At 50.6% G+C, this 22,469-nt stretch carries 17 protein-coding genes; 8 read left to right on the forward strand and 9 right to left on the reverse strand.

Annotation, left to right across the window (positions count from 1 at the left end; translation table 11 throughout):
* Positions 1-430: 430 nt before the first annotated feature.
* From J2Y43_RS14970 to J2Y43_RS14990, 5 genes are all read right to left on the reverse strand, one after another.
* Positions 431-1,084 carry an NAD(P)-dependent oxidoreductase gene (locus J2Y43_RS14970; RefSeq protein WP_309983949.1) on the reverse strand — a complete coding sequence of 218 codons (654 nt, stop codon included), beginning with the start codon at positions 1,082-1,084 and terminating at the stop codon, positions 431-433.
* Between the two features lie 67 nt (positions 1,085-1,151).
* On the reverse strand, positions 1,152-1,562 hold the full coding sequence (locus J2Y43_RS14975) for an Rrf2 family transcriptional regulator (RefSeq protein WP_309983952.1): 411 nt from the start codon (positions 1,560-1,562) through the stop codon (positions 1,152-1,154).
* Between the two features lie 386 nt (positions 1,563-1,948).
* On the reverse strand, positions 1,949-3,634 hold the full coding sequence (locus J2Y43_RS14980) for a SusD/RagB family nutrient-binding outer membrane lipoprotein (RefSeq protein WP_309983954.1): 1,686 nt from the start codon (positions 3,632-3,634) through the stop codon (positions 1,949-1,951).
* 42 nt (positions 3,635-3,676) lie between these two features.
* Entirely contained in the window at positions 3,677-7,072 is a 3,396-nt protein-coding gene (locus J2Y43_RS14985; RefSeq protein WP_309983956.1) for a SusC/RagA family TonB-linked outer membrane protein, read from the reverse strand.
* 446 nt (positions 7,073-7,518) lie between these two features.
* Positions 7,519-9,726 (reverse strand): gliding motility-associated C-terminal domain-containing protein, encoded by a 2,208-nt coding sequence (locus J2Y43_RS14990; protein WP_309983958.1) that lies wholly within the window; start codon positions 9,724-9,726, stop codon positions 7,519-7,521.
* A gap of 65 nt (positions 9,727-9,791) precedes the next feature.
* Between J2Y43_RS14990 and rlmD the strand changes: the two genes are divergently transcribed.
* Positions 9,792-11,195, forward strand: coding sequence for a 23S rRNA (uracil(1939)-C(5))-methyltransferase RlmD (gene rlmD / locus J2Y43_RS14995; protein ID WP_309983961.1), 1,404 nt, complete (start codon positions 9,792-9,794; stop codon positions 11,193-11,195).
* Between the two features lie 82 nt (positions 11,196-11,277).
* On the opposite strand, the gene dnaB is transcribed toward rlmD, so the two are convergent.
* Positions 11,278-12,897 (reverse strand): replicative DNA helicase, encoded by a 1,620-nt coding sequence (gene dnaB, locus J2Y43_RS15000; protein ID WP_309983963.1) that lies wholly within the window; start codon positions 12,895-12,897, stop codon positions 11,278-11,280.
* Positions 12,898-13,144: 247 nt separating this feature from the next.
* Here dnaB and J2Y43_RS15005 point away from each other — a divergent pair, with 247 nt between their 5' ends.
* Genes J2Y43_RS15005 through J2Y43_RS15015 form a run of 3 tightly spaced genes read left to right on the forward strand, consistent with a single transcriptional unit; the run spans position 13,145 to position 17,138 of the window.
* Positions 13,145-14,092, forward strand: a complete 948-nt coding sequence (locus tag J2Y43_RS15005; RefSeq protein ID WP_106598177.1) for a PhoH family protein — start codon at positions 13,145-13,147, stop codon at positions 14,090-14,092.
* Positions 14,073-15,350 (forward strand): T9SS type A sorting domain-containing protein, encoded by a 1,278-nt coding sequence (locus J2Y43_RS15010; RefSeq protein ID WP_309983966.1) that lies wholly within the window; start codon positions 14,073-14,075, stop codon positions 15,348-15,350. Before J2Y43_RS15005 ends, J2Y43_RS15010 begins: the two co-directional genes overlap by 20 nt.
* Before the next feature lie 6 nt (positions 15,351-15,356).
* Entirely contained in the window at positions 15,357-17,138 is a 1,782-nt protein-coding gene (locus tag J2Y43_RS15015) for a ComEC/Rec2 family competence protein (protein ID WP_309983967.1), read from the forward strand.
* Between the two features lie 3 nt (positions 17,139-17,141).
* Here the strand turns inward: J2Y43_RS15015 and J2Y43_RS15020 are convergent, their stop codons facing one another.
* Positions 17,142-18,227: a hypothetical protein gene (locus J2Y43_RS15020; protein ID WP_309983969.1), complete on the reverse strand. Its 1,086-nt coding sequence runs from the start codon at positions 18,225-18,227 to the stop codon at positions 17,142-17,144.
* A 72-nt stretch (positions 18,228-18,299) separates the two neighbouring features.
* Between J2Y43_RS15020 and J2Y43_RS15025 the strand changes: the two genes are divergently transcribed.
* Complete coding sequence (locus J2Y43_RS15025; protein ID WP_309983972.1) at positions 18,300-18,782, forward strand: dCMP deaminase family protein; 483 nt, start codon at positions 18,300-18,302, stop codon at positions 18,780-18,782.
* A 56-nt stretch (positions 18,783-18,838) separates the two neighbouring features.
* Here J2Y43_RS15025 and J2Y43_RS15030 read toward each other — a convergent pair whose 3' ends face one another.
* Entirely contained in the window at positions 18,839-19,354 is a 516-nt protein-coding gene (locus tag J2Y43_RS15030) for an FKBP-type peptidyl-prolyl cis-trans isomerase (RefSeq protein WP_309983974.1), read from the reverse strand.
* A gap of 97 nt (positions 19,355-19,451) precedes the next feature.
* On the opposite strand from J2Y43_RS15030, the gene J2Y43_RS15035 reads away from it, so the two are divergent.
* From J2Y43_RS15035 to J2Y43_RS15045, 3 genes are all read left to right on the forward strand, one after another.
* Positions 19,452-20,054, forward strand: a complete 603-nt coding sequence (locus J2Y43_RS15035; RefSeq protein ID WP_309983976.1) for an acyl carrier protein phosphodiesterase — start codon at positions 19,452-19,454, stop codon at positions 20,052-20,054.
* Positions 20,055-20,114: 60 nt separating this feature from the next.
* The gene (gene holA, locus J2Y43_RS15040) at positions 20,115-21,134 is read left to right on the forward strand and encodes a DNA polymerase III subunit delta (protein ID WP_309983978.1); all 1,020 of its coding nucleotides are present in this window, start codon (positions 20,115-20,117) and stop codon (positions 21,132-21,134) included.
* Between the two features lie 119 nt (positions 21,135-21,253).
* A complete protein-coding gene (locus tag J2Y43_RS15045) occupies positions 21,254-22,162 on the forward strand; it encodes a DNA glycosylase (protein WP_309983980.1) in 909 nt (302 codons plus the stop codon).
* On the opposite strand, the gene J2Y43_RS15050 is transcribed toward J2Y43_RS15045, so the two are convergent.
* Positions 22,154-22,411 carry an Ada metal-binding domain-containing protein gene (locus tag J2Y43_RS15050; protein ID WP_309983982.1) on the reverse strand — a complete coding sequence of 86 codons (258 nt, stop codon included), beginning with the start codon at positions 22,409-22,411 and terminating at the stop codon, positions 22,154-22,156. The genes J2Y43_RS15045 and J2Y43_RS15050 overlap by 9 nt on opposite strands.
* Positions 22,412-22,469 lie beyond the last annotated feature (58 nt).

Consider the following 22,469-nt stretch of genomic DNA (forward strand, 5'->3'; position numbering starts at 1 on the left):
CAATAGTAGCAGTGGCACCTATCGGCTGGTATTAATTATTTTCCGGTTTAAGTAGCTGTTAATCAACGGCTGTTTAGATGATATATTTTAGACTTTTAATACTTATAATATGCTTGTAAATATAACAAGTATTGAAAGTATTAAAAGAATTATACTTGAAAACATTAGGTACGTATCGAATGTATAATACTTTTTAAAATATAATATGTAATAAAAGTACTAAATGGCAATGTGATGAAGTATTAATCATACAAGTAAAAAGGCTGATACTTTACATTTGTATGAAAAGTATCAGCCTTGTTACTTGTGATAACAATTTTAATGTATCCTATTAATTATACTTTTGATACTTTAAATATGTATAAACAGGAGCGTTAGCGTCTAACTAATAATATGTACTATACGAAAGTACCCTATTATAAGTACGCTCCTAATAAGCCGCTGTAAATCGCTTGCGGATGAAGTTTCCTTGCTCGACCTCATCGACAATAGCGACTGCGGTATCGTCTACCGACAACCTGCTGTGATGTTGCTCGTCGAACACCGGAGTGTCGAGTGCGGTGCGGTATTTACCAGTGCGCTCGCCTGGGTGTGCGGGGGACATTTCGATGGCCGGACTTAGAAAAGTCCAATCCAGCTCGGTTTCAGTTTTGAGTAAATTGAGGTAATCGCGGGCGGCGGTGGCACCTGCCTTGTACGCCTCAGGGAAGGTAGGTGTGTCCACCAGCTGCAATCCCGGCTTGATTTCCAGACTTCCTGCGCCGCCCACGGTGAGGAAACGTTTTACGCCCGCCTGCTTCACGCCTGCCTGAATGGCTTTGGCGCCGGCGATGAAGTCGTTGTAGATGTTGGGGTTCGTCCAACCTGCGTTGAACGTACTGATTACCGCGTCGTGGCCTTTTACGGCTGCGGCAACTTCGTCGGCATTCATGACGTCAGCGGCTTGGGCGGTAACGAGCTCGTTGCTGGCGTCGATTTTACCGGTATTGCGGGCAATAGCAGTTACCTGGTGACCGCGTGAAACAAGTTCTTTCAAAACGTGGGTGCCTACAAATCCGGTGGCGCCGATCAATGCGATTTTCATAAGTATTTGTTTTTGAGATGGATATTTTATTCTGAAATAACAAATGTTACAGTTTTGAGCAAAAAAATTAATTGAACTTTCCGCAAAATTCAGCCAGCGATACTTTTCCCAGGCTGGCGAGCAAAGTCTTTTCCGCATCGTCATAGAGGCTATCGAGGTGGTCGTTGATATTGCGGCCCACGGGGCAGGCCGGGTTAGGGGAGTTGATGCCCTTTCCAAGCAGATCTTTCTGTTTCACAGCCTCATACACTTCCGACATGAAGATCTGATCAGCAGGTTTGGCCAGCTTGCTTCCGCCTGATTTTCCTTCCTTACTGAGCACCAGGCCACGTTCGCGGAGGTTGCTAAGCTCTTTCCGCACGAGCACCGGGTTGATATTGATGCTCCCTGCCAGGTATTCCGACGACGTCCACTCGTCCTCCGCGAAGGTCAATAATGTCAGAATATGCACCGAAATGGCAAAGCGACCGCTATTCATACTGTAACTTTTATTATTACAGTACAAAGGTGCGGAACGTTTGGGAGAAATGCAAGTGGCGGGGGGATTTTTTGGGGGAGGATGGAGGAAAGGGAAGATGGAGGAAAGGGAGGATGGGGGAGAAAAATTGGCATCTGATGCGGGAGAATCCGCAGGGATCGGGCATTAGGTTCGGTGTATGTTTGCTACAAACAGGAAGCCGCTCTGCGGCTGATAATGAGTAATCGACGTTACTGTCAGAGAGCGACGCAAGATGCCGGAGGCATGCCCTGTTTGTAGCAGCACAGGCTATAACACAACAAAAGGCCCCAGCGGGGCCTTCTGTTGTCATTACTCGCACTGCCTCCATCCTCCTTCCTCCCTTCTCCCTTTCCTCCCTTCTCCCTCTAAATTCCCTGCCCGAAAGCCGGGTTATTCTTGTCAAACCATAGACGTTGGCTGTTCAGTGTGGCGGCGGTGCGGTCGTTGGGCGTAAATCCTTGCTCTGTCTGCGCTTTGAGCCAGTTCGCGTTGTTGGTGCCCAGCGGGGGCTCGTCGACCCAGTAGCGGCGCGGAATGGCCTCATTAAACGCGTCTCGTGGGTAATATGTCGAGTTGTTTTTGGGATAACCCGTCCTGCGCACGAACGTAAACGCCTCCGTAGGCAGGCGCATGAAGTTCAGGTACTCCTGGATGTAAATGCGTTCCAGGTCGTTGGTACCGTTCAGTTTCACCTGTGGTAGGGCGAGGTAGGCGGCGATTTCAGCATCTGCGTTGGCCGACAAGCCGGTGGTGGACAATGCCGCTTGCGCGATGGAGTTCATCGTACGCATCGACGACGCAATGCCCTTTTTGTACCAATCCTCGGCCGTTCCCGTGATTTTCGAGCCCGTACCATAGCCTTTCTGAATCAATTCGGCGATGTAAAAACAGCCTTCTGCGCTCGTGATCATGTAGTCCTGGAAGGTCCCTTTGCCGCCGTTGCGGGTCGGCGCGAAGAATACCTTGTTGATCGTCGACATCACCACGTATTTGTTGCTACCTGCGTTGAGCGGGTTTTTATAATACTGCGCGACGGTCGGATTGGTGGTCCAATCGGCCGGGCCACCCTGGAAACGGATTTGCGGGTCGGCCGGGTCGATGAATGCCGGCAAAGCCTGGTTGTACTTTTTGAGTGAATCCAATGCGTTCTTACTTAGGTCATTCGGGCTGAAATAGATAGCCAGCCGCGGGTCTTTGGTCTGTTTCAGGAACGTTATAATCGACTTCGTAGCGAAACGTGTGCTCCGGTAATCGACATCACCGCCAACCGGCCCCCAGTCCGGGTCGAGGTAGGCAAACTGGTCGGCGTCCTCCACGATGGGACCGATGGCATTATCGGCCACTTCCTTGTAAATCTGCTGCGTTTTAGCCTTATCCTGGCCCTCATAGCGCAATGCAATACGCAATTTGAGCGTGTTGGCCGCTTTCACCCACTTCACCCAGTCGCTGTGGTAGATAATGTCCGCATTGCCGAAGCCTTCCTGGTCCTCAGAGCTGGCGCTCAATGCGGTAATCGCGTCGTTCAATTCGGCCAGCCAGGTGTCGTACAGGGTCTTCTGCGTGTCATATTCAGGCGTATAGTTCTGTTCATCGCGGGCTTTAATGGCCTGGGTGTAAGGGATAGATCCGTTCATGTCCGTCACGCGCAGCCCGTGCAGCACGCCCACCACGTACGTAGCGGCGCGCATTTTCTGAAACCGTTCTTTGTTGGGTTTCAGGTCTATTTGCTTGCGGATTTCGACCAGATTCGGCAAAATATTCGAATAGTAAGCCGAATACCGGGAATTGATGTTGGTCGAAAGCTCATAGGGATCGGTGGTAAGGTGTTGCGAAAAGCGCAGGAGCTGTTCCAGATTTTCCCAGATCCATTCGGTACCCTGGTACGATTCCAGACTATTGAGCGAGTGGGTGAAAAGAAACTTGGGATCGGGCGTGATCACAATGCTCGGGTCGGTATTGATATCGCCGAAATCCTTCTCGCAGGAAGTCGCCCACAGGAGGCCGGTGGCGAGAACGGTACCGGCGGCGCATTTTGTTAATATATTTTTCATTGGGAATATCTTTTAAAAATGGCTGAACATGAACCGGTTACATCAGAATGCAGCGCGCAGGGTAACGCCCAGGGCGCGGGTCATAGGCGGGATAAAACCGACTTCCTTCTGCACGGCGGTGCTGTTCGAGAAGTTTGATGCGGGGTTGAAGTTCAGCGGTAACGTGTTGTACAGGTAAAGTAAATCGCGCCCTACAAGGTTGATTGACAACGCATTGAGCTTGATTTTCTCGCAAACCGATTGCGGGACCTGGTAGCTGAGCGAAACCTGGCGCAGCGAAATCCACGAGTTTTCCGAAATCCAGTAATCGCCGACGGCGGTCGAGAACGAGCCGTAGCGGTAATTGTATTGCGGTAAATGGGTGGGTTCAACCAGTCCTTTGTCGTAAGCCTCCTTGAAAGTCATTCCGCCCACATTCACATTCGAGCCGTCGGGCTGCGTGATGGTCTGGCCTGCCGCAAAAACGCCCTCGGGCAGAATGCCGTCGTCGTAAGTTTTACCATCAAACTTGCTTTGGAACACGATCCCGCCGTGGTCTGCATCGCGGCCTTGCAGCGAATTTTTGAAAACGCCCGTGTGCGTTCCGTAACGGAGCGAAGTGATGATCATATCCCCGCCGATCTTGGCATCGAACAACACATTAAGGGATAATCTTTTGTAAGAGAATGTATTATCCCATCCTCCGCGGAATTTTGCATTGATATCACCCACATCTTTCCATTCATTGCTGCGTGCCGGAAAAGCCGCGCGCGCATCGCCCCGCCACGAGAGGATCGGCAATCCATTACGCGGGTCGCCGGCATCGGTACCCTGGAAGCGCGCAGCGGCAATTTTGGTGCGGATTACACCATAAGCGCCGCCCACTTTGGCATAGGGGATCAGGTCGTTGCCGCCTCCCGATTCGTCGGCCAGGGCGTAGTATTCGCGGTTACCGTACAACTCTATGATTTTGTTTCGGTTACGTGAAAATGTTACCGTGCTGTTCCAGGAAAAAGCGCCGATTTTAATGGGTGTTGCATCAAGCGCGATCTCGATACCGGTGTTCTGGATGTTACCCGCATTGATGAGAATGCTGTTCACGCCGGTCTCAATGGCCGCTGAAATGGGGATAGGCTGGTTGCGGGAATTATCGCGGTATACCGACAAATCGAGCCCGAGGCGGTTGTTGAGCACTTTCACCTCCAAACCAATTTCCTTGGCGATCTTCCGCAACGGCTTGATGTTGGTTTGCAGGGTCGACTGGGCACTGAATGTCGACAATGCCTGGTCACCGAAGCCGCCGGCATTGGTATACCCGCCGAATTTGAAGCCCGGATTGAGCAGGAATGGCTCGATATCGCCACCCAATGCAGCCAGATTTCCCCTCAACTTTCCATAACTGAGCCAGTTAGGTAGTGAAGAATGGAACGACTGCGTAAAAATCCAGGACAAGCTTGCCGAAGGATAATTGTAAAAGTTGTTTCCGGAGCCGTTGGAATAAGTCAATGCCGAGGACCAGTCGCCGCGCCAGGTAGTTTGCAGGAAAAGCTGGTCGCACCAGGCAAAATCTGCACTAGCATACAGCGACTTGTAGGAGCGGCGCGTTTTGATTCCGCCTTCCGATTTTTGCGATTGTACTGAGTTGGCCAGGAAGAAATTGCCGGGGTAGGAAAGCCCGCCAACCGTCTCCGCATTGTTGAACGACAGGCTGTACTGCTGCGACTCGCCGCCCACGTAGCCGTTGAAATCCAGGTCTTTCGTGATGGGTTTGTTAAAAATTGCGAGCCATTTCATGAAATTCGTTTGCTTCGTCGAGTGCCCGAGCGCGTAGCGGCCGCCCGTGAAGTTTACGCCCTGGCCCAGCTCCTTGATTTCGCTCTTGGTGTACAGGTTGTTGAAATTGCCTTCTATCTGCAATTTGAGCCAGTCCGTAACGGTAGCGGTCAATGCAAGGCGCCCGCGCACCATTTGTTCGCGCTGGCTGTAATTGTTTTCAAAGATATTAAACCAGTAATCGGCGCCGGGGACTAGGTTGGGCTCGCTCACGTCGCTCACGTTCCGCAGGCCACCTTTGTAGCCGATGTAATTCTGGCGCTGCATCCAGTATCGGGTGTCGTAGTTGCGCGGGAAAGTCCAGATGTAGTTATTCAGGCTGAGCGACGGCGGGTTGGTGCCCTCCGTGGTGGTGTAGTCGGCGGTGACGTCGGCGACGAGGAATTTGTTCAGGTTCTGGGTCGCGCGCAGGTTAAATGCATTCTTATCGAGGTTGTTTTTGAAATTGATCCCACGGCTGTCCACGCGGTTGTAGGAGAACCGGAACGTCGACCGTTCGTTGCCGCCGTCGATCGCTACGTTCGTCAGGCTGCCTTTTCCGGTCTGGAATGCATCCAGGTAGTTGTTCGGATAGGCCTGGTATGTCGTCATTTTGCCGTCATAATCAACCACTTGCTGATTGTTGAAGCGCGGGCCCCAGTTTTCCAGCTCACGGTTCATTTGCCGGTCGATGTATGGTTGGCCCTGCGCGTTGGTAGGGAATACCTTGGTAGTCCAGCTTTCGTCCGGTTTGTAGTTCGGGTCGCGGGTATCGGTGAAGAATGCGCCTACCGTACCACCGCCGTACTCGTTCTGGAAATCGGGGCCGCGGTAGGGTTTCTGCATATTGAACGTCTGCGAAACGCTCACACCGATTCCTTTGCGCTGAGCGCCTTTTTTGGTGGTGATCAGGATCACCCCGTTAATCGCCCGGGTGCCGTACAATGCGGCGGCGGCTGAACCTTTCAAGACCGAAACGCTCTCAAAATCCTCCATATTGAGGTTTTTAAGCGAATTACCAAAGTCGCGGGGGCCGCTGCTGCCGTCGTACACATCGTTGTCGAGGATCACGCCGTCGACCACGAAAATAGGCTGGTTGTTGACGCCGAGCGTAGAGTTTCCGCGGATCAGGATTTTGGTATTACCCATTAGCCCGCCCGCGCCCTGGTCGATCTGCACGCCGGGGATGCGTCCCTGCAATGCGCTGATGGGGCTCAATTCGTTCGTGGCGGCCATTTTTGCACCGGCGATCTCGGAAACGGTGTAGCCCAGCTGCTTTTTCTCACGTTTAACACCCAACGCAGTAACCACCACTTCGTTCAGCTGCTGATTATCTTCTTTCAGCACCACGTTGATTACGCTCTGGTTGTTGACTTGTACTTCCTGTTTTTCAAAACCAACGAACGAGAAAACAAGCGTTCCGCCCGTGGGCGCATTGATCGCGTATTCACCCGTAGCATTGGACGTAGTGCCGTTATTAGTGCCTTTTACGAGGACGGATATCCCCACGAGCGCCAAGTTGTCGGAGGCGGAGGTGACCGTCCCGGTAACCCTTACGTTTTGGGCATGGAGGGTGAGACAACTCCCAAGGATCAGGCACAGCAGGCGCAACAAGTACGCGCTGTGCAGAAGGTACATTTTCTTCATACAAAAGAGATTTAGAGATACGAGCAATTATTGTAATAATGTAGAAGACATTAGTAGATCGATAGAAATACTACGCGACAACGAGGCAGGTAAATTAATAAGATTTTTTATTAACTTACTGTCATTTATTTATCTTTTTAAAAGACGAGTGGATTGAGTGAGCGTTGCATTTGGGCGGGGAAAGTTTTAAAAGTGGGGAACGTATGGTATTAACTTTCAATACTGAAAGTATTATACATATCTAATGTTACATATGCTGTGTTATTATGAAATGTACTAAAAGTATAAAACTAACATCGCCCTTTTCATATAATTAAATAATATTAAAAGTATATAGCTTTTAATACATAAAATCCTTATAGTTTGTATTGTTAGTACATATCATTTAAAACAAATAGCCCGTAACATTCATATTAGATGTTACGGGCTATTTGCTTGATTAATAATTATTTAAGTACTGTGAGTCCTCCTTTGTAAGAGCGTTTGGTGTACTGTATGAGGAAGTAATAGTAGCCGCCGGAGATCTTATCGGGGCACCAGTTGTTCGGTCTTACTTTGGAATAATAGACCTGCTTGCCCCAGCGGTTGAATACGGTGATGTCTTTGAAATAGTCATCGCAATTGTCGGCCGGCAATTCCTCGAACACGAGGCAGTCGTTCTTGCCGTCGCCATTCGGGGTGATGACATTCGGGAACTCGGGGAATGGGGTAGTGCCATTATCCTTGATAGTAACCTTCACCGTAGTGGTGTCGGTGGCCGCAGCACAGCTTTTGTCCTGGGTAACGAAATCGACCATGAAGGTCTGTTCGGGCTGGCCGTTGAGCACCGAGCATTCAGGATTCCAGGCGTAAGGAGAAGTGACCGATTTTACGCCCGTTTTGGCCTCGAAAATCATTCCGGCATCCTTCATGTCAAATCCACGCCCGGCGGCCGTCAGAACGATCATATTCGTGTCGGGGTCGCTTGCCAGCACATCGAAGGTAATGCCCTGCGAACTGCCGATCTGGTAAGTGATTTCCTGAACGGGCAGGGATGTTTTCACGGACGGGGCCCGGTTGGGTGATTCATCGACGATGAAATACACCGGTTTTGAGACGGGCATCGGATTACCTTCGCAGCGCATATCTTCCACCTTGAAATCCACAGCGAGGGTATCTCCCTTTTTGGCGTTGCAGGGAGGTATCCAGGTGAATTTCTGCTGCACGCTGGCCTGGCCGCTGGCTGGCTTGAAATCCATCCCCAGGTCATTCATATTGAAATCCTGACCGCGGCCGGAAAGCGCCAGGTTATCCTTGTCGGGATCTTTTCCGTAGACATCGAACGTCACGGGTACGCCCGCGGTCACGTGTACGTAGTCGCTAGCGAGCGAGGTCGTGACGGTAGGCGCATTATTTCCGCTGCTCTCGCGGCGAATGTAGATATTCAGCGTGTCGGTCAGCGGGAACGGGCAGCTGCCGTCCTGCGCGATGAGCTGGATCTTGATCGGGCGGTTATCGTAGGTGACGAAGCATTCTTCGAGACAAACCTGGAATTTCAGGGTGTCGTTCGGGACCCTGGTAGTGAATTGGGCAGGTAGCAGCGTAAAATAGTCCTTCGAATTGTTCACCGCATGGCCATCCACGGCTACGACCTGGTTCACGGTTGGGTCGGTAACCATTACTTCAAAGCACTCCGGATCACCTTTTTTGATCGTGATGATCTCGTTTTCGGTATAGTAAGTGTTCTTTCCTTTGGGTTTGAACAACAGTTTCGGCGGATCCATTTTAGGGCAGTCGACCACTTTGAGCTGAAAATCACGGGTAAGCATTCCGATTTTCACGCCGTTACGATATTCTTCGACCTGGACGGCAAACACATACAAGCCCACAGAACCGGCCGTTACCGACAACATCCCCGTCGATTTGTTGACTTTCAGCGGATCAGGGCCCGGGATCATGTTACTCACCGAAATACCGTCGATCCACGTCAGGCGCGGGTAGTTGGATGAGCCGCGGGCGGGAGCGCTGGGGTTGGATTTGTCGGCAAAACCCTGCATGGGCGTGATCAGCGAATACACCAGGCTGTCACCATCGGCGTCGGTACCCCCGAAATTGAACAGAAACGGCGAATTTACGCAGGCATAATCGCCCTGGATTTCAGGGAAAACAGGGGAAGAGTTTTTGAAATTGGCATTATTCTTGAAGAGCGGCGGGAATTCGAGGTAGAAAAGGCTGCCGGCATCACCGGGTGCCTGAATGTTCGTAATGGTACCGTTGCGACAGCATCGGTCCCACACCATATAATAGCCCTGGGCGTCGTCAAAATCAGTCGGCAAAAGTCGTACAGCGGCGCTGTAAGTGATCTGCCACGTCTGGAGTGTGGAGATTCCGCAGAGCGGGTTTGCGTAGTTGACCGATTTTCGTTCTATTTTTGGGGCTTCAAGAGAGCCTATGAGCACATTGTCGCGCTTTCTGAACACATAAATTGTGACGAACGGGTCTTCTGCGCCGGGATTACCATTGAGGGCATCGAAGTACATCGTGAGGCCCATGTTGTAGTTGTACCGGGGATCCTGGGTTTGCGTGATGAAGAGCTGCCCGCCAACGATGTGTGTGGCGCTGGCGTCGCAAATGGCAAACAGCATCAGAATAAATAAGATGAACCGTTTTTTCATGAGAATGATGCGGCAGTAAAATTGATCCGATAGGATATTGGGATTAGTAATTAAAACAGGAAATAATGTCTAAGAGTAACAAGTACGAGTACGTTGAAATTACCGATTTTGCGGCAGAAGGCAAATGTATATTTAAATCGGAAGACGGCGTAATCTTTGTGGAAGGTAATGTGGCTCCCGGTGACATCGTCGATCTTCAGGTGGTTCGTACCAAGAAAAAGTTGAAGGAGGCCATCGTCACCAAAATCCATTCCCAATCGGCTTTACGTACGGAACCCTATTGCGAACATTTCGGGGTGTGCGGGGGCTGTAAGTGGCAGCATATCAGCTACGAGCATCAGCTCAGGTTCAAAAGGCAGCAGGTAGTGGATCATTTTGAAAGGATAGGAAAGATCAGGAATGTTGAGATTAACGAGATTATCGCTGCCCCTAAGACCGAATACTACCGCAATAAGTTGGAATTCACTTTCTCAAATTGGCGCTGGCTAACCAAGGAGCAGCTCGATTCGGGACAGCCTTTTGCCAAAACCGCACTGGGCTTTCACGTACCGAAGCGTTTCGATAAAATATTTACCGTAGACCATTGCCACCTGCAACCGGACCCGTCGAACGCGATCCGGAACTCGCTGCACCGGTTTTCGGAGGAAAAAGGGTACCCTTATTACGACGTACGTTTTAATGTAGGCGTCATGCGTAACGTGATCATCCGTACAGCCAATTCTGGCGACGTGATGGTGATTGTGCAATTCGGGGAGCAAAACGATGAGATTATCACGGAAGTGATGGAATTTCTCCATCAAAACCATCCTGAAATCACTTCGCTGAACTATATCGTGAACCTGAAAGGGAATGACTCTTACCAGGACCAGGAAGTGATCCATTACGCAGGTGAAAAGGTAATCCGCGAAACGATGGAGGACCTCACGTTTCTTGTCGGACCGAAATCCTTCTATCAGACGAACTCGGAGCAGGCTTACAAGCTGTTCAGCGTGGCGCGGGAGTATGCGCAGCTCACGGGTAGTGAATCGGTTTATGACCTTTATACGGGTACAGGCACTATTGCCAATTTTGTAGCCCGCAGCGCGAAGAAAGTGGTAGGGGTGGAATATGTGGAGGCAGCCGTGCAGGACGCCCGCATCAACTCCCAATTGAACGGCATTACCAACACCTCATTCTTCGCAGGCGATATGCGCGCGATTATGAACGAGAGCTTCCTGCATACGCACGGGCGCCCGGACGTGATCATTACCGACCCGCCACGTGCCGGAATGGACGTGCCGGTAATCGAAACGATCCTGAAAGCCGCTCCCGACCGCGTCGTGTACGTGAGCTGCAACACAGCCACACAGGCGCGCGATCTGGCGTTAATGGCGGAAGATTATGAAGTAACACGCGTACAACCCGTAGATATGTTCCCGAATACGCACCATGTGGAGAATGTGGCGCTTTTGGTGAAGAAGGGGCGGTAAGAGGTGGGCTTTAAGCTATAAGCAGTAAGCTGTAAGGAATGAGCTCTAAGCTTATAGCCTACCGCTTACAGCTTAAAGCTTACTAAAATGGTGGCTCCGAATCCGGCCCCTTGTAATCGAAATTGCTCAGGTCATTTGCCCGGCTGCGGAGCGTTCCGCCCATGGCTGGTGCGGTAGGCTTGGCCTGGCTTTCGAAAGAGGATATCGGGTTCGAGGTCTGGATCGGGCGGTCGATCGAGAATGGGGCAGGCGTGAAGCCTGAATCGAGATCGGCAAATTTGGTGTATTTACCAATAAAGCGAAGCTGGATCGTATCCAGCGAACCCGCCCGGTTTTTAGCCAGGATTACCTCGCCTACACCCGCTACCGAGTTACCTGCTTCGTCTTCCGTAATACCGTAATATTCAGGACGGTAAAGGAATATTACCATATCCGCATCCTGCTCGATGGAACCGGATTCCCTCAAATCGGAGAGTTGCGGGCGTTTTTCACCGCCACGCGTTTCAACGGCCCGGCTCAGCTGCGACAGCGCGATGACCGGCACGTCGAGCTCTTTCGCCAGGTTTTTCAACGATCGTGAGATCATCGCAATTTCCTGTTCACGGTTACCCGGGCTTTTACCGCCTGTATCGCCGGTCATGAGCTGCAAGTAGTCGATTACGATCATCTGAATGTCATGCTGCGCTTTCAGACGGCGACATTTGGCACGCAGTTCGAGGACTGAAAGGGCAGGGGTATCGTCAATGTAAATGGGTGCATTGGTAAGCCGGTGAATACGGTGGTGCAGCTGCTCCCATTCGTGCGGCGCGAGGCTTCCTTTACGGATTTTCTCACTATCGATCTCGGCCTCCGCGGATATCAAACGATTGACGAGCTGCACGGAGGACATCTCCAAAGAGAATATCGCCACCGGAATATTGAAATCCACAGCCGCATTCCGCAGCGAGGAAACGACGAATGCCGTTTTACCCATACCGGGACGTGCCGCGAGGATCATCAATTCCGTCTTTTGCCAGCCGGAAGTCAGCCTGTCGAGCGCGCTGAAACCGGATGGCACACCCGTAAGACCGTCCTTATTATTCTTTTTCTGGTCGAGTTCGGCCAGCGCCTGGCGCATGAGCGCACCCATGTCGGCGTAATTTTTCTTGATATTGGACTCTGAAATCGCGAAAAGCGATTGTTCCGTTTTGTCCAGCAACCGGAACACGTCGGTTGTATCTTCGTAAGCCTCGCGCTGAATCTCGGAAGATACTTTGATGAGCTCCCGTTTGATATAAGCCTGCGAGATAATGCGGGCGTGGAATTCGATGTTGGCCGCGGAGTTGACTTTGCTCGTCAGCTCCATAATGTACGACGCCCCGCCGACCAGTTCCAGCTCTCCGGTGCTGCGCAATTTGGCCGTAACCGTGAGCATATCAATGGGCTCGGAGTCGGCGAAGAGCGTGACGATCGCGCTGTAAATGCGCACGTGCGACTCCTTATAAAAACTATCCGGGCGGAGGATATCCGCCACCGCCGTGAGAGCATCCTTTTCGATCATCAGAGCGCCCAAAACCGCCTCTTCCAGGTCGATGGCCTGGGGTGGTAATTTGCTGAAATTCTGATCGTTGGATGGCGTTCTCGGAGCAAAAGCCCGCTTGGTGCCGTTACCGGTTTTGGAGCCGCTCCTGGGGTAGCTATTAGATGCCTTTTCGTTTTCCATATTAAGACAAAGTTAATCATTGGAGGCCTTCAACGAAAGCGGTGGCGGGGAGTTTGGCGCAATAATTTTTTTTCTGCCACACGACTTTTTTGTGCGTGTCTGATAATGAAAGACTTGGTCGGGAAACGCTAATTTTTTCGCCCGGGATTTGGGTGGTTAATTGTTTTTTCGACGATTATGTTTTACAAATGTTGGTTATTATTACTAAATTTTACAAACGATAGAGAAACATTAAACACTGACTCATTTGCTGGAAAAAATCATCACACTCGAAGACGTATCCATGGTCGATTTTCTGGGCATTCACAATTCGAATATCAAGGAAGTTGCCGCTGCTTTCCCCGAAAGTAAAATCATTTCACGCGGAAACGAGATCCGCATCCAGGGGACTGCCCCCGAAATTATCCGAATCACAGATGTAATTGACTCGCTTCTGGCGCATTACCAGAAGTATGGAAAGATAACCAACGACAACGTCAAAGGCTACCTGAACGGCATCGCTAAAATGCCTGTTGCTACGGGCGAGGACGACGATGACGTGATCCTCTATGGTAACAAGGGGCTTGTCGTGAAAGCCAAAACGCCCAACCAGAAGCTGCTGGTGGAGCAGGCCGGCAAATACGACCTCGTATTCGCGATTGGTCCGGCCGGTACCGGGAAAACCTATACCGCGGTTGCCATTGCGGTGCGGGCATTGAAAAACAAGGAAGTACGCAAGATCATCATCACGCGCCCGGCGGTAGAAGCGGGTGAAAACCTGGGTTTTTTGCCGGGTGATTTGAAAGAGAAGATCGATCCTTACCTGCGCCCGATCTACGACGCGCTCGATGATATGATTGCGCCGGAAAAGCTGAAATTGTACCTCGAAAGCCGGGTAATCGAAATCGCGCCGCTTGCTTACATGCGCGGTCGTACACTGAACAACGCATTCATCCTGCTCGACGAGGCACAGAACACCACGCCGATGCAGATGAAGATGTTCCTGACCCGGATGGGCCCGAGCTCCAAGGCGATCATTACCGGTGACAAGTCGCAGATTGACCTTCCGAAAAACCTTAAATCGGGTCTGATCGACTCTCTGACGGTTTTGAAGGGGATTAAGGGGATCAGTTTCGTAGAACTGGACGGTTCTGACGTCGTACGCCACCGTTTGGTGAAGGACATTCTTGCTGCTTATGAAAAATCGGAAAAGTAGCCTGTTGCTGGCCGGCCTGTTGCTGGTTTCTGCGCTCGGAAAGGCGCAGGATTCCCTCGTTACGCGCTGTGCCAGCACAGAACGCGACTCAGTACGGCTGTTGCAAAATCCTGCCCTGAGAAACCTGCGGATCCAATCGGAACAGGCGATCCAAAACTACATACGCTCCGCTGCTGGCGCACGTACGAGCGCCAGCGAGGTGATCACGATTCCGGTCGTGGTGCATGTCGTTCACAACCGGGCCGACAACGTGATCGGGGGCGCTGGGAACGGGAATATCTCCGATGCCCAGATACAGAGCCAGATCGACGTGCTGAACGAAGATTATGGCAACACATCCGGCTACAAAGGCTTCTATACCGATTCATTGGGTGTTGATACGGGCATCCGTTTCAGGCTGGTGTCGGTGGTGCGCACCTATAATACCACGTCGCAGTTCAGCCCGATCACCGATGCGGATGATCTGGCGAACATTTCGCCTGCCTGGTTTACCAATCGTTACCTGAATATCTGGGTAACACGGCTGAACGACCGCTACCTGGGAACTTCGCAGTTTCCGGTTGTAACGGAAATCAATAGCCGCACGGCAGGTCTTGCTACTTCTGAAAACACAGAAACCGATGCGTTGACCGACGGTGTTATCATTGATTTCCGCTATTTCGGACGCAATTCCGATGCAATCACAAGCCGGATATACAACCTGGGCCGGACTACCACGCACGAGGTAGGGCACTGGCTGGGGCTGATCCACATCTGGGGCGATGCCACTTGCGGCACCGATTACTGCGATGATACGCCTACGGCCAACACCAAAAATGAAACCACGGATGTTTCATGCTCGCCGGTGTATTCGCAATGCCGCGGTACACTCGTGACGCGTAACATGATCGAAAATTACATGGATTACTCGCCCGACGTTTGTATGAGCATTTTTACCAACGACCAGAAGGAGCGGATGCACGCGGTAATGGCCCTCAGCCCGAGACGCGCGAAGATGGTAGAGTATTCGAAGATTTCGACCAACGAGCTGTTGGTAGAGATTTATCCGAATCCGGTTAGGGAAACGCTCACTACCAACATATTTACGCCGAATTTCGAGAATTATACCGTGTCCGTTTACAACCAAAAGGGCCAAAAAGTGACGGAAGACGCCGTCAACCGTACTTATCTCAACGTTAAAAACTTTCCTAGCGGTTTGTACTATTTTAAGGTAACGACTGCTAATAAGACCATTACGAAACGTTTTGTTGTACGATAAACATCCATGCTATCACGCGCTCCGTTTGTCAGCGTAGTAATATTCCTAGCAACCGGCATATTGGCGGGCGACGCATTGCGTACAACCGGCATATCGCCGGTTGTTTTTGTTTCAACAGCGCTGGTATTGGTAACGATTGGATGTATTTTGCTGTACCGGTTTGGCCGATCGACCGGTTTTGCAGTCGGATTGGCAGCATGGATGTTGCTGCTCGGAGCCGGACTTAAAATAAGGGCCGAAGCGGAAAGGGATGCTCAAATTGCTTCGGTTGATGCATTGGAATACAACACTTATACTGCCGAAGTAACCACCATACCCGAGAAACGCAGTAATTCCATTCGTTTTGAAGTTCATACCAAACAATTCGGGCTGGGAAATCATTGGATCAATTACCCTGCGAAAGCGTTGATTTATCTGCCGGATAGCCTTTCTGACATTCCGCAGCCCGGCGACTTGCTGCTCGTGAGGGGACGGCTGGAGCGCCCCGCTTCGCCGGTAAACCCCGGACAGTTTGATTATGCGCAATATTTGCGCAACAGGGGCATTCTTTTCACCGCATTTGTAAATGATCGTTCGTACAAACGGATTTCCGCCAGTTCGCGGAATAGCCCTGCTTATTGGCCCGAGGCCGTATCGGCATGGGCGGATGATCAATTCCGTGCGTACGTGGTCGATGAGAGCGCGTACGGGCTCGTGAAGGCCATGTTGTTGGGGCGGCGCGACGACCTGGGAGCGGAACAAGTGGGTGATTACGTGATTTCAGGCGCCGTACATATTCTTTCCGTTTCCGGAATGCACGTGGCGATTATTTTTCTGGCGATCGGCATGGCTTTGGGCTGGGTGAAACGTTGGCGGTTTGGGAAATGGCTTTATCTGTTTCTGATGGCTGCATTGTTGGGTTTTTATGCACTGGTGACGGGCTTACCACCGTCGGTGCAGCGTGCCGCGCTCATGTGCCTGGTGCTGGTGATTGCCGAAGTTTCCGAAAGAACGCATAACCCGATGAATACACTGGCGTTTTCGGCGTTGATTATCCTGCTGCTCGATCCGTGCGCGTTGTACGACGTCGGATTTCAGCTGTCGTATCTGGCCATGGCGGGTATTTTTCTCTTTTTCGAGCCTATTTACGGCATTTTGAAACCTGCTAACCGGGTTTTAAAATTTATCTGGCAGGTTACTGCACTGGCATTCGCGGCACAGATCGCCACATTTCCACTCGGTATTTTCTATTTTCATCAATTCCCGACCTATTTCTGGCTTGTAAACCCGCTTGTCGTCGTGTTTACGAATATTCTGCTGCCTGCCGCGCTGGTGCTGCTGCTGATCAGTCTTACAGGAATTTCGTGGCTGGGCTGGCTGGTAGGGCATGTAGTAACTTTCTCAGCTCAGCTTACCGACTGGTCGGCCTCGATTCCGCGCGTGTTGCCGGGGCATTTGCTGGAAAACCTGCATTTGAACAAGTTGGAGGTTGTTTTGCTGTATTCGATTCTCTTCGCAATCTGGTATGCCTGGCATGGACGTTCGCTGCGTTGGTTAAAGGTTTCGGTTGTGGGTGTAACTATTTTTGCAACTTTTTCAATAGCAGGTAGTTTGAGTGTATATTGGAATACTGGTCCGGTCGTTTTTCAGGTTCCGAAGCATCGGGTACTGAGCTTTAAATCGGGAAACAGACTTTATCTTTTGAGCGATAAGGCTTTTACAGCGGATACCCGTGCATTTGATTTCAATGTAAAAAATTACGCGGTAAGCCACGAAATTCAGCAGATTATCCGCATTACTGCGCCGTAAATGCTATTGCACGGAGTAGAGCGCCTCAATCTGTTGTGCGATTTTTTTGTCCCAGACGGCTTGCATGCCGTCATTCAGGCCGTGGCCGGTTTCGCCGTCATACCGTTCCTGGTCCCGGTTCATTTCCCGGAATGCTTCGAGAAACTGGTACTGGATCTCGCTGTCGTAGTCTTCAATGGTCAATTCAGCCTTTTTGAGGCGTTCTTTAAACTTTTCGACCACCAGCCTCGTGATATCGAAATGGATCTGCTCATGACGCAGTGTGCCCGCATTACGCGACTCGGGCCGACCCCACGACATGCTTTTGACCATAAATATTTTCAACCCGATTTCCACCACCAGATCATCGTCTTTCGGATAGGAGCGGCCTTCGTAACCGAAACTCGTAAACACCGCTGCCGCATACCGGCTGCCGGGTTTGGCGCTTCTCACCTTGAAATCGTCCCAGATCAGCGGCCGTTTTGGCGAATAGAAGACAGTATCTTCCGAAGCGGTATTGTTAATTTCCTTAAATGTGAGCACCAGGTTTCGAGCCAATGCCGGTGTTTTGCCCGCATTCGCGGCCATCCACTTCTGAAAATGGCCTAATGCCTGATCTACGAGTTGTTTGATCAGTTTGTCGTGGGTGAATGCTGTTTCTGGCCGCGTATAGTTGGCTGCCGTTTGATAACCTGTAAGCTCCACAGGTTGCATGTCGCGGTACCATCGGAACCGCACATTCAGGCGAACCTCCCCCGTGACCCGGTTGGGGCCTATGCGCTTTTCATTCACGGACAGCTCTTTAATGGTAATATAAAGCGGTAAATAGGATTGCTCTTTCTTCGGCGCCAGGTATGACCAGTAGCTGAACAGCTCATTTTCAGCCTTTCCGGGCAGTACAGCCGGAATTTCCTTGCCCAGTGCGATTACCTTACCCAGTGACGCACCCGGTTGCGGGCGTTGGTCTTCGACGTTCTGAATGAAGAATTTATAAGACTTGAAAAGGCCGGCGGGATCTTTGGAAAGGGTAACAACCGACCTGTCCTGCTGCGCGAAAAGCGGGCTAAGGAACATGGTCATTAAAAAAAGAAGGGCAATGCTTCGGGTCATACTTCTCAAACTACGTTGAATCCAGCCGCCATTTCCCTAAGTTTGTACCCTGAAATTTGGATTGAAAAGAGAATGACAATACCTACAACGAATTTGCGGCCGGAATTTGATGACATTTACATGGACCTGGCAAAAAATCTTGCCAAGCGTTCACATTGTATAAAAGCGCAGGTCGGTGCAGTGCTAACGAAGGACACACGGATTATTTCTATCGGTTATAACGGTCCCCCCGCGGGTACGCACAACTGCGATGAGGAATTTCCAGGAGTAGGGTGTCCTCGCGACGCGAAGGGCAGCTGTTCTCTGGCCTTGCACGCCGAGCAGAACGCCATTCTTTTTGCTGTAAAAAACGGCTCAAATATCGAAGGATCAACGCTTTTCGTAACGCTAGCACCCTGCATTGCCTGCGCGCGGGTGATTTACACGATGAAGATCAAAAAAGTGATTTTTCTGCATTCCTATGCCGCCTATAAAGGCATTGCCGTAGAAGAGGGCGTGGAGTTTCTGAGGAGATTCGGCGTGGAGGTGGAGCAGTATAAGGGAATAACTGAATGATTGAATGATTGAATAGACGTTATTCGGTCATTCAGTCATTCAATCATTCAAAATTATTAGTGGTGATGCACCCCGCCGGTCCCGTGCACATGCCCGTGGTCGAGCTCCTCAGGCGTAGCCGCGCGGACGCTCAGGATTTTGCCAGCAAAATGCATTTCTTTGCCCGCGAGCGGGTGGTTGAAATTCATGATCACCACGTCGTCGTGGATCTCGACGATCTGGCCGTGAAGTCTTTCGCCTTCTTCGTTGGTCATCGGAATGATGTTGCCCACTTGCAGCAGTTCGTTCTCGTCCACCTCGCTGTTCTGGAATACCGATTTAGGCAGGTCTACAACCGCTTCTTCATCATATTCGCCATAACCTTCTTCAGGAGCTACGGTAAATTCAAAAGTATCGCCGGCCGACAGGCCTTCGATTTGATTTTCGAAACCTTCCGGCAAACCGCTGATACCGTGGATAAAGTACATCGGGTCGTTTTCGGTGACCACTTCCACCACATCCGTTTCGCCTTCCGAGTCCGGAATGCTGAGGCTATATGTAAGCGCTACAACGCTATTTTTTTCGACTTTCATTTGCTAGTTTGATTAAAATAATGGTTGTTGTAAAAGAATTGTTCCCCGGAAGAGTATGGGAACAAACGTACGGGAATTTTGTCAAAATGTCATTTAGATGAATTTTTTAGCGCATATTTTGCTGTCGGGAGAGAACGAGGGAGTGATGATGGGCAATTATGTCGGGGATTTCATAAAAGGGCGTTTGAGCAAAGAAAAAACCGCTACCTGGAACCCCGACTATGTGGTCGGATTGAAACTGCACCGTTTTATCGATTCGTTTACGGATACCCATCCCGAAGTTTCAGAAGCCAAAGATGTAGCAGCTGTTACCCAGGGAAAATTGGCGGGCATTGTAATGGACATTTACTTCGATTACTTCCTGGCTAAAAACTTCGAGCATTACCATAAGGAACCCCTTTTTATATACGCCCACCGGATGTACTCGGTTATCGAAAGGAACCAGCACCTGATCCCGGAAACGATGGTGCCCATGGTGCGCTCCATGATCCGTCAGGACTGGCTGAATACTTATGCGACGCTCGACGGGATCGATACTACATTTAAGAGGCTATCACGCCGCGCGGAATTTCTGGTGCCTATCTCCGCGGCTGTGAGCGATTTGCGGGCGAATGAAGCGTTTTATTACACCAAATTCCTATCCTTCTTTCCGGAATTACGTCGGCAGGCTGGTCAATTTATCGCTGAAAACGCGGCATAAATCGACGCGGAACGGTAAATTTGACGTCCGGACGCTATTCAGGTCCCAATCTGCAAATCCATGGCACAAACACCCGATATTATCCTTAAAGAGCTCAGAAGCAAGAAGTTTCGTCCGTTGTATTTTCTGCACGGAGATGAACCTTACTACATCGATTCGATTGCCGAAGAACTTGAAAACAAGGTAGTTCCGGAGTCTGAGCGGGGTTTTAATCAGTTCGTGCTTTACGGGAAAGACACCGATGTGGCGGGTGTGCTGAGCTATGCGCGCCGCTTTCCATTCATGGCCGAGCGCCAGCTGGTGTTGGTGAAAGAAGCGCATCGGCTGAACGGCATTGAGCAGAAGGAACAGCAGCAGCGCCTCGAAGACTATGCATTGAACCCCGTGCCGAGTACGGTGCTGGTATTCTGTTACCACGCCAATGCCGACGAGCGGAAATCCTACCTGAAAGCCTGCAATGCCAATGGAGTGGTGGTGCAATCTAAAAAAATGTACGACAACAAGCTGCCCGACTGGGTAGGGGCATTCTGCCAGCACGAGGGCGTGAAAATCAGCCCGAAAGCGGTTCAGATGCTTGTAGATAACATCGGTAACGATCTGAAACGGCTTTCGAACGAGATTCGGAAGATCATGGTGAACCTGCGCGTGGACGAGGGTATCGATGCGGCGGCGGTCGAGAAGTTTGTCGGGATCAGTAAGGAATATAATGTATTTGAATTTCAAAAGGCATTAATGCACCGCGATGTGCTGAAAGCGAACCAGATAGCTGCTTTTTTTGCCTCCAATTCGAAGGATAATCCGCTGGCGCCGGTGCTGATCATTCTTTTCGGTTTTTTCTCCAAACTGCTCCTCACGCACGCCGCACGCGACAAGTCGGAAAAAGGCCTGGCCGCCGAGCTGGGTGTAAATCCCTATTTTGTAAAAGATTATCTGCTGGCTGCGCGAAATTACCCAATGGGTAAAGTGGCCAATATTATCCATTACCTGCGCGAATGCGACGGGCGTTTGAAAGGACTTGATGGTACCAATATTCCCGAAGGCGAGCTGCTACGGGAACTGGTTTTCAAGATCGTACATTGAATGATTGAATAGAACCTTATTCGATCATTCATCCCTGACGGGATTGTAGCGTTGTGGTACGTCTTTGATTCTATCAAATATTACATCGCTACGCGATTCTATTCAAAATGAAGCTTGACATGCATCAACAAACTATTTTAATTCCAATCGCCCCGCTTTTCAGCTTTCAGGAATGCCTGTGGTTTCTCAATCGCAATTATGATGACTGCCTGCATTTGGTGACAGACACCACAGTTTTCAAAGCAATTGCGACGCCCTACGGTGATGTGCTTTTCCGGGTAAGCGAACGTGACTGTTTTATGCAAATAGATCTGCTGGAAGGAGTTTCAAATCCGGAATGCCGTGATTTTGTTACCGCTTATGTCCGCGAATGGTTCGATATGGACCGTGATATCACCCCGTTTTACACGCATTTAAAGCAGGACAGTCGCCTGGCTTATATGACGGAAGATTTCTCCGGCTTGCGGCTGATGGGGATTGCGGACATGTTTGAAGCGCTTTGCTGGTCCATTATCGGTCAGCAGATCAACCTCACTTTCGCTTACAAAATGAAACGGCGGATGGTGGAGTACTATGGCCGGCACATGGAATGGAACAATCAGGTTTTTCATATTTTTCCCGAGCCCGAAGTTTTGGCTAATGCGGAGGTGGGAGTGCTGCGTGAAATGCAGTTTTCGCAGAAAAAAGCGGAGTATGTGATCGGCGCGGCCCGTGCATTTGTGGAGGGTACGCTCAGCCGTTCGCTAATCGAGGCTCTGCCTGATTTTGAATCACGGCAAAAGGTTTTGGTGGCGCACAAGGGTATTGGCGTCTGGACAGCGAATTATGTGCTGATGAAGTCGTTTCGGGCGCCGGAAGGCATTCCGCACGGCGATGTGGGATTGCTGAATGCGCTCGTAGGACACGGTATCATTGCTGAACGTAGTGAAAAGGACAAAATAGAGGCCTTTTTCCGGGACTATGCAGGTTGGGAAACGTACGTTACCTTCTATTTATGGCGCAGCCTTGCCGTGAAACCATTAGCCTGATTTCCATTTCCAATAAGCCTCGCGCATGCAATGCCCGCACGGGCGGTACCCGTGCGTGAGCGCGTCGCGCTCGTCCGCGAAGAATACCCGATTGCTGCGCTTCATCCGCTTTCCCGAACCGCAGGATAATAACCCGTATATTTTCAGGTTACGATTGCCGGCAAAGGTTATCTGCCGGCTGATAATCATCGTTTTCAATTTCCGGCTTGTCGCAAAGCTTTCCGGGCCTATTTCGCTGTGCTGAATCATTTACAAATGGGCGATTGGCTGAAAATGTTATTGTTAAATAGCGCATTCACACGCTTTG

Source organism: Dyadobacter sp. BE31, from assembly GCF_031457695.1.
Lineage (GTDB): Bacteria > Bacteroidota > Bacteroidia > Cytophagales > Spirosomataceae > Dyadobacter.

Excerpts from the sequence above, each read along its gene's own strand:
- J2Y43_RS14970 (WP_309983949.1), bottom strand. The coding sequence starts at position 1,084 with ATGAAAATCGCATTGATCGGCGCCACCGGATTTGTAGGCACCCACGTT.
- J2Y43_RS14975 (WP_309983952.1), bottom strand. The coding sequence starts at position 1,562 with ATGAATAGCGGTCGCTTTGCCATTTCGGTGCATATTCTGACATTATTG.
- J2Y43_RS14980 (WP_309983954.1), bottom strand. The coding sequence starts at position 3,634 with ATGAAAAATATATTAACAAAATGCGCCGCCGGTACCGTTCTCGCCACC.
- J2Y43_RS14985 (WP_309983956.1), bottom strand. The coding sequence starts at position 7,072 with ATGAAGAAAATGTACCTTCTGCACAGCGCGTACTTGTTGCGCCTGCTG.
- J2Y43_RS14990 (WP_309983958.1), bottom strand. The coding sequence starts at position 9,726 with ATGAAAAAACGGTTCATCTTATTTATTCTGATGCTGTTTGCCATTTGC.
- rlmD (WP_309983961.1), top strand. The coding sequence starts at position 9,792 with ATGTCTAAGAGTAACAAGTACGAGTACGTTGAAATTACCGATTTTGCG.
- dnaB (WP_309983963.1), bottom strand. The coding sequence starts at position 12,897 with ATGGAAAACGAAAAGGCATCTAATAGCTACCCCAGGAGCGGCTCCAAA.
- J2Y43_RS15010 (WP_309983966.1), top strand. The coding sequence starts at position 14,073 with ATGAAAAATCGGAAAAGTAGCCTGTTGCTGGCCGGCCTGTTGCTGGTT.
- J2Y43_RS15015 (WP_309983967.1), top strand. The coding sequence starts at position 15,357 with ATGCTATCACGCGCTCCGTTTGTCAGCGTAGTAATATTCCTAGCAACC.
- J2Y43_RS15020 (WP_309983969.1), bottom strand. The coding sequence starts at position 18,227 with ATGACCCGAAGCATTGCCCTTCTTTTTTTAATGACCATGTTCCTTAGC.
- J2Y43_RS15025 (WP_309983972.1), top strand. The coding sequence starts at position 18,300 with ATGACAATACCTACAACGAATTTGCGGCCGGAATTTGATGACATTTAC.
- J2Y43_RS15030 (WP_309983974.1), bottom strand. The coding sequence starts at position 19,354 with ATGAAAGTCGAAAAAAATAGCGTTGTAGCGCTTACATATAGCCTCAGC.
- J2Y43_RS15035 (WP_309983976.1), top strand. The coding sequence starts at position 19,452 with ATGAATTTTTTAGCGCATATTTTGCTGTCGGGAGAGAACGAGGGAGTG.
- holA (WP_309983978.1), top strand. The coding sequence starts at position 20,115 with ATGGCACAAACACCCGATATTATCCTTAAAGAGCTCAGAAGCAAGAAG.
- J2Y43_RS15045 (WP_309983980.1), top strand. The coding sequence starts at position 21,254 with ATGCATCAACAAACTATTTTAATTCCAATCGCCCCGCTTTTCAGCTTT.
- J2Y43_RS15050 (WP_309983982.1), bottom strand. The coding sequence starts at position 22,411 with ATGATTCAGCACAGCGAAATAGGCCCGGAAAGCTTTGCGACAAGCCGG.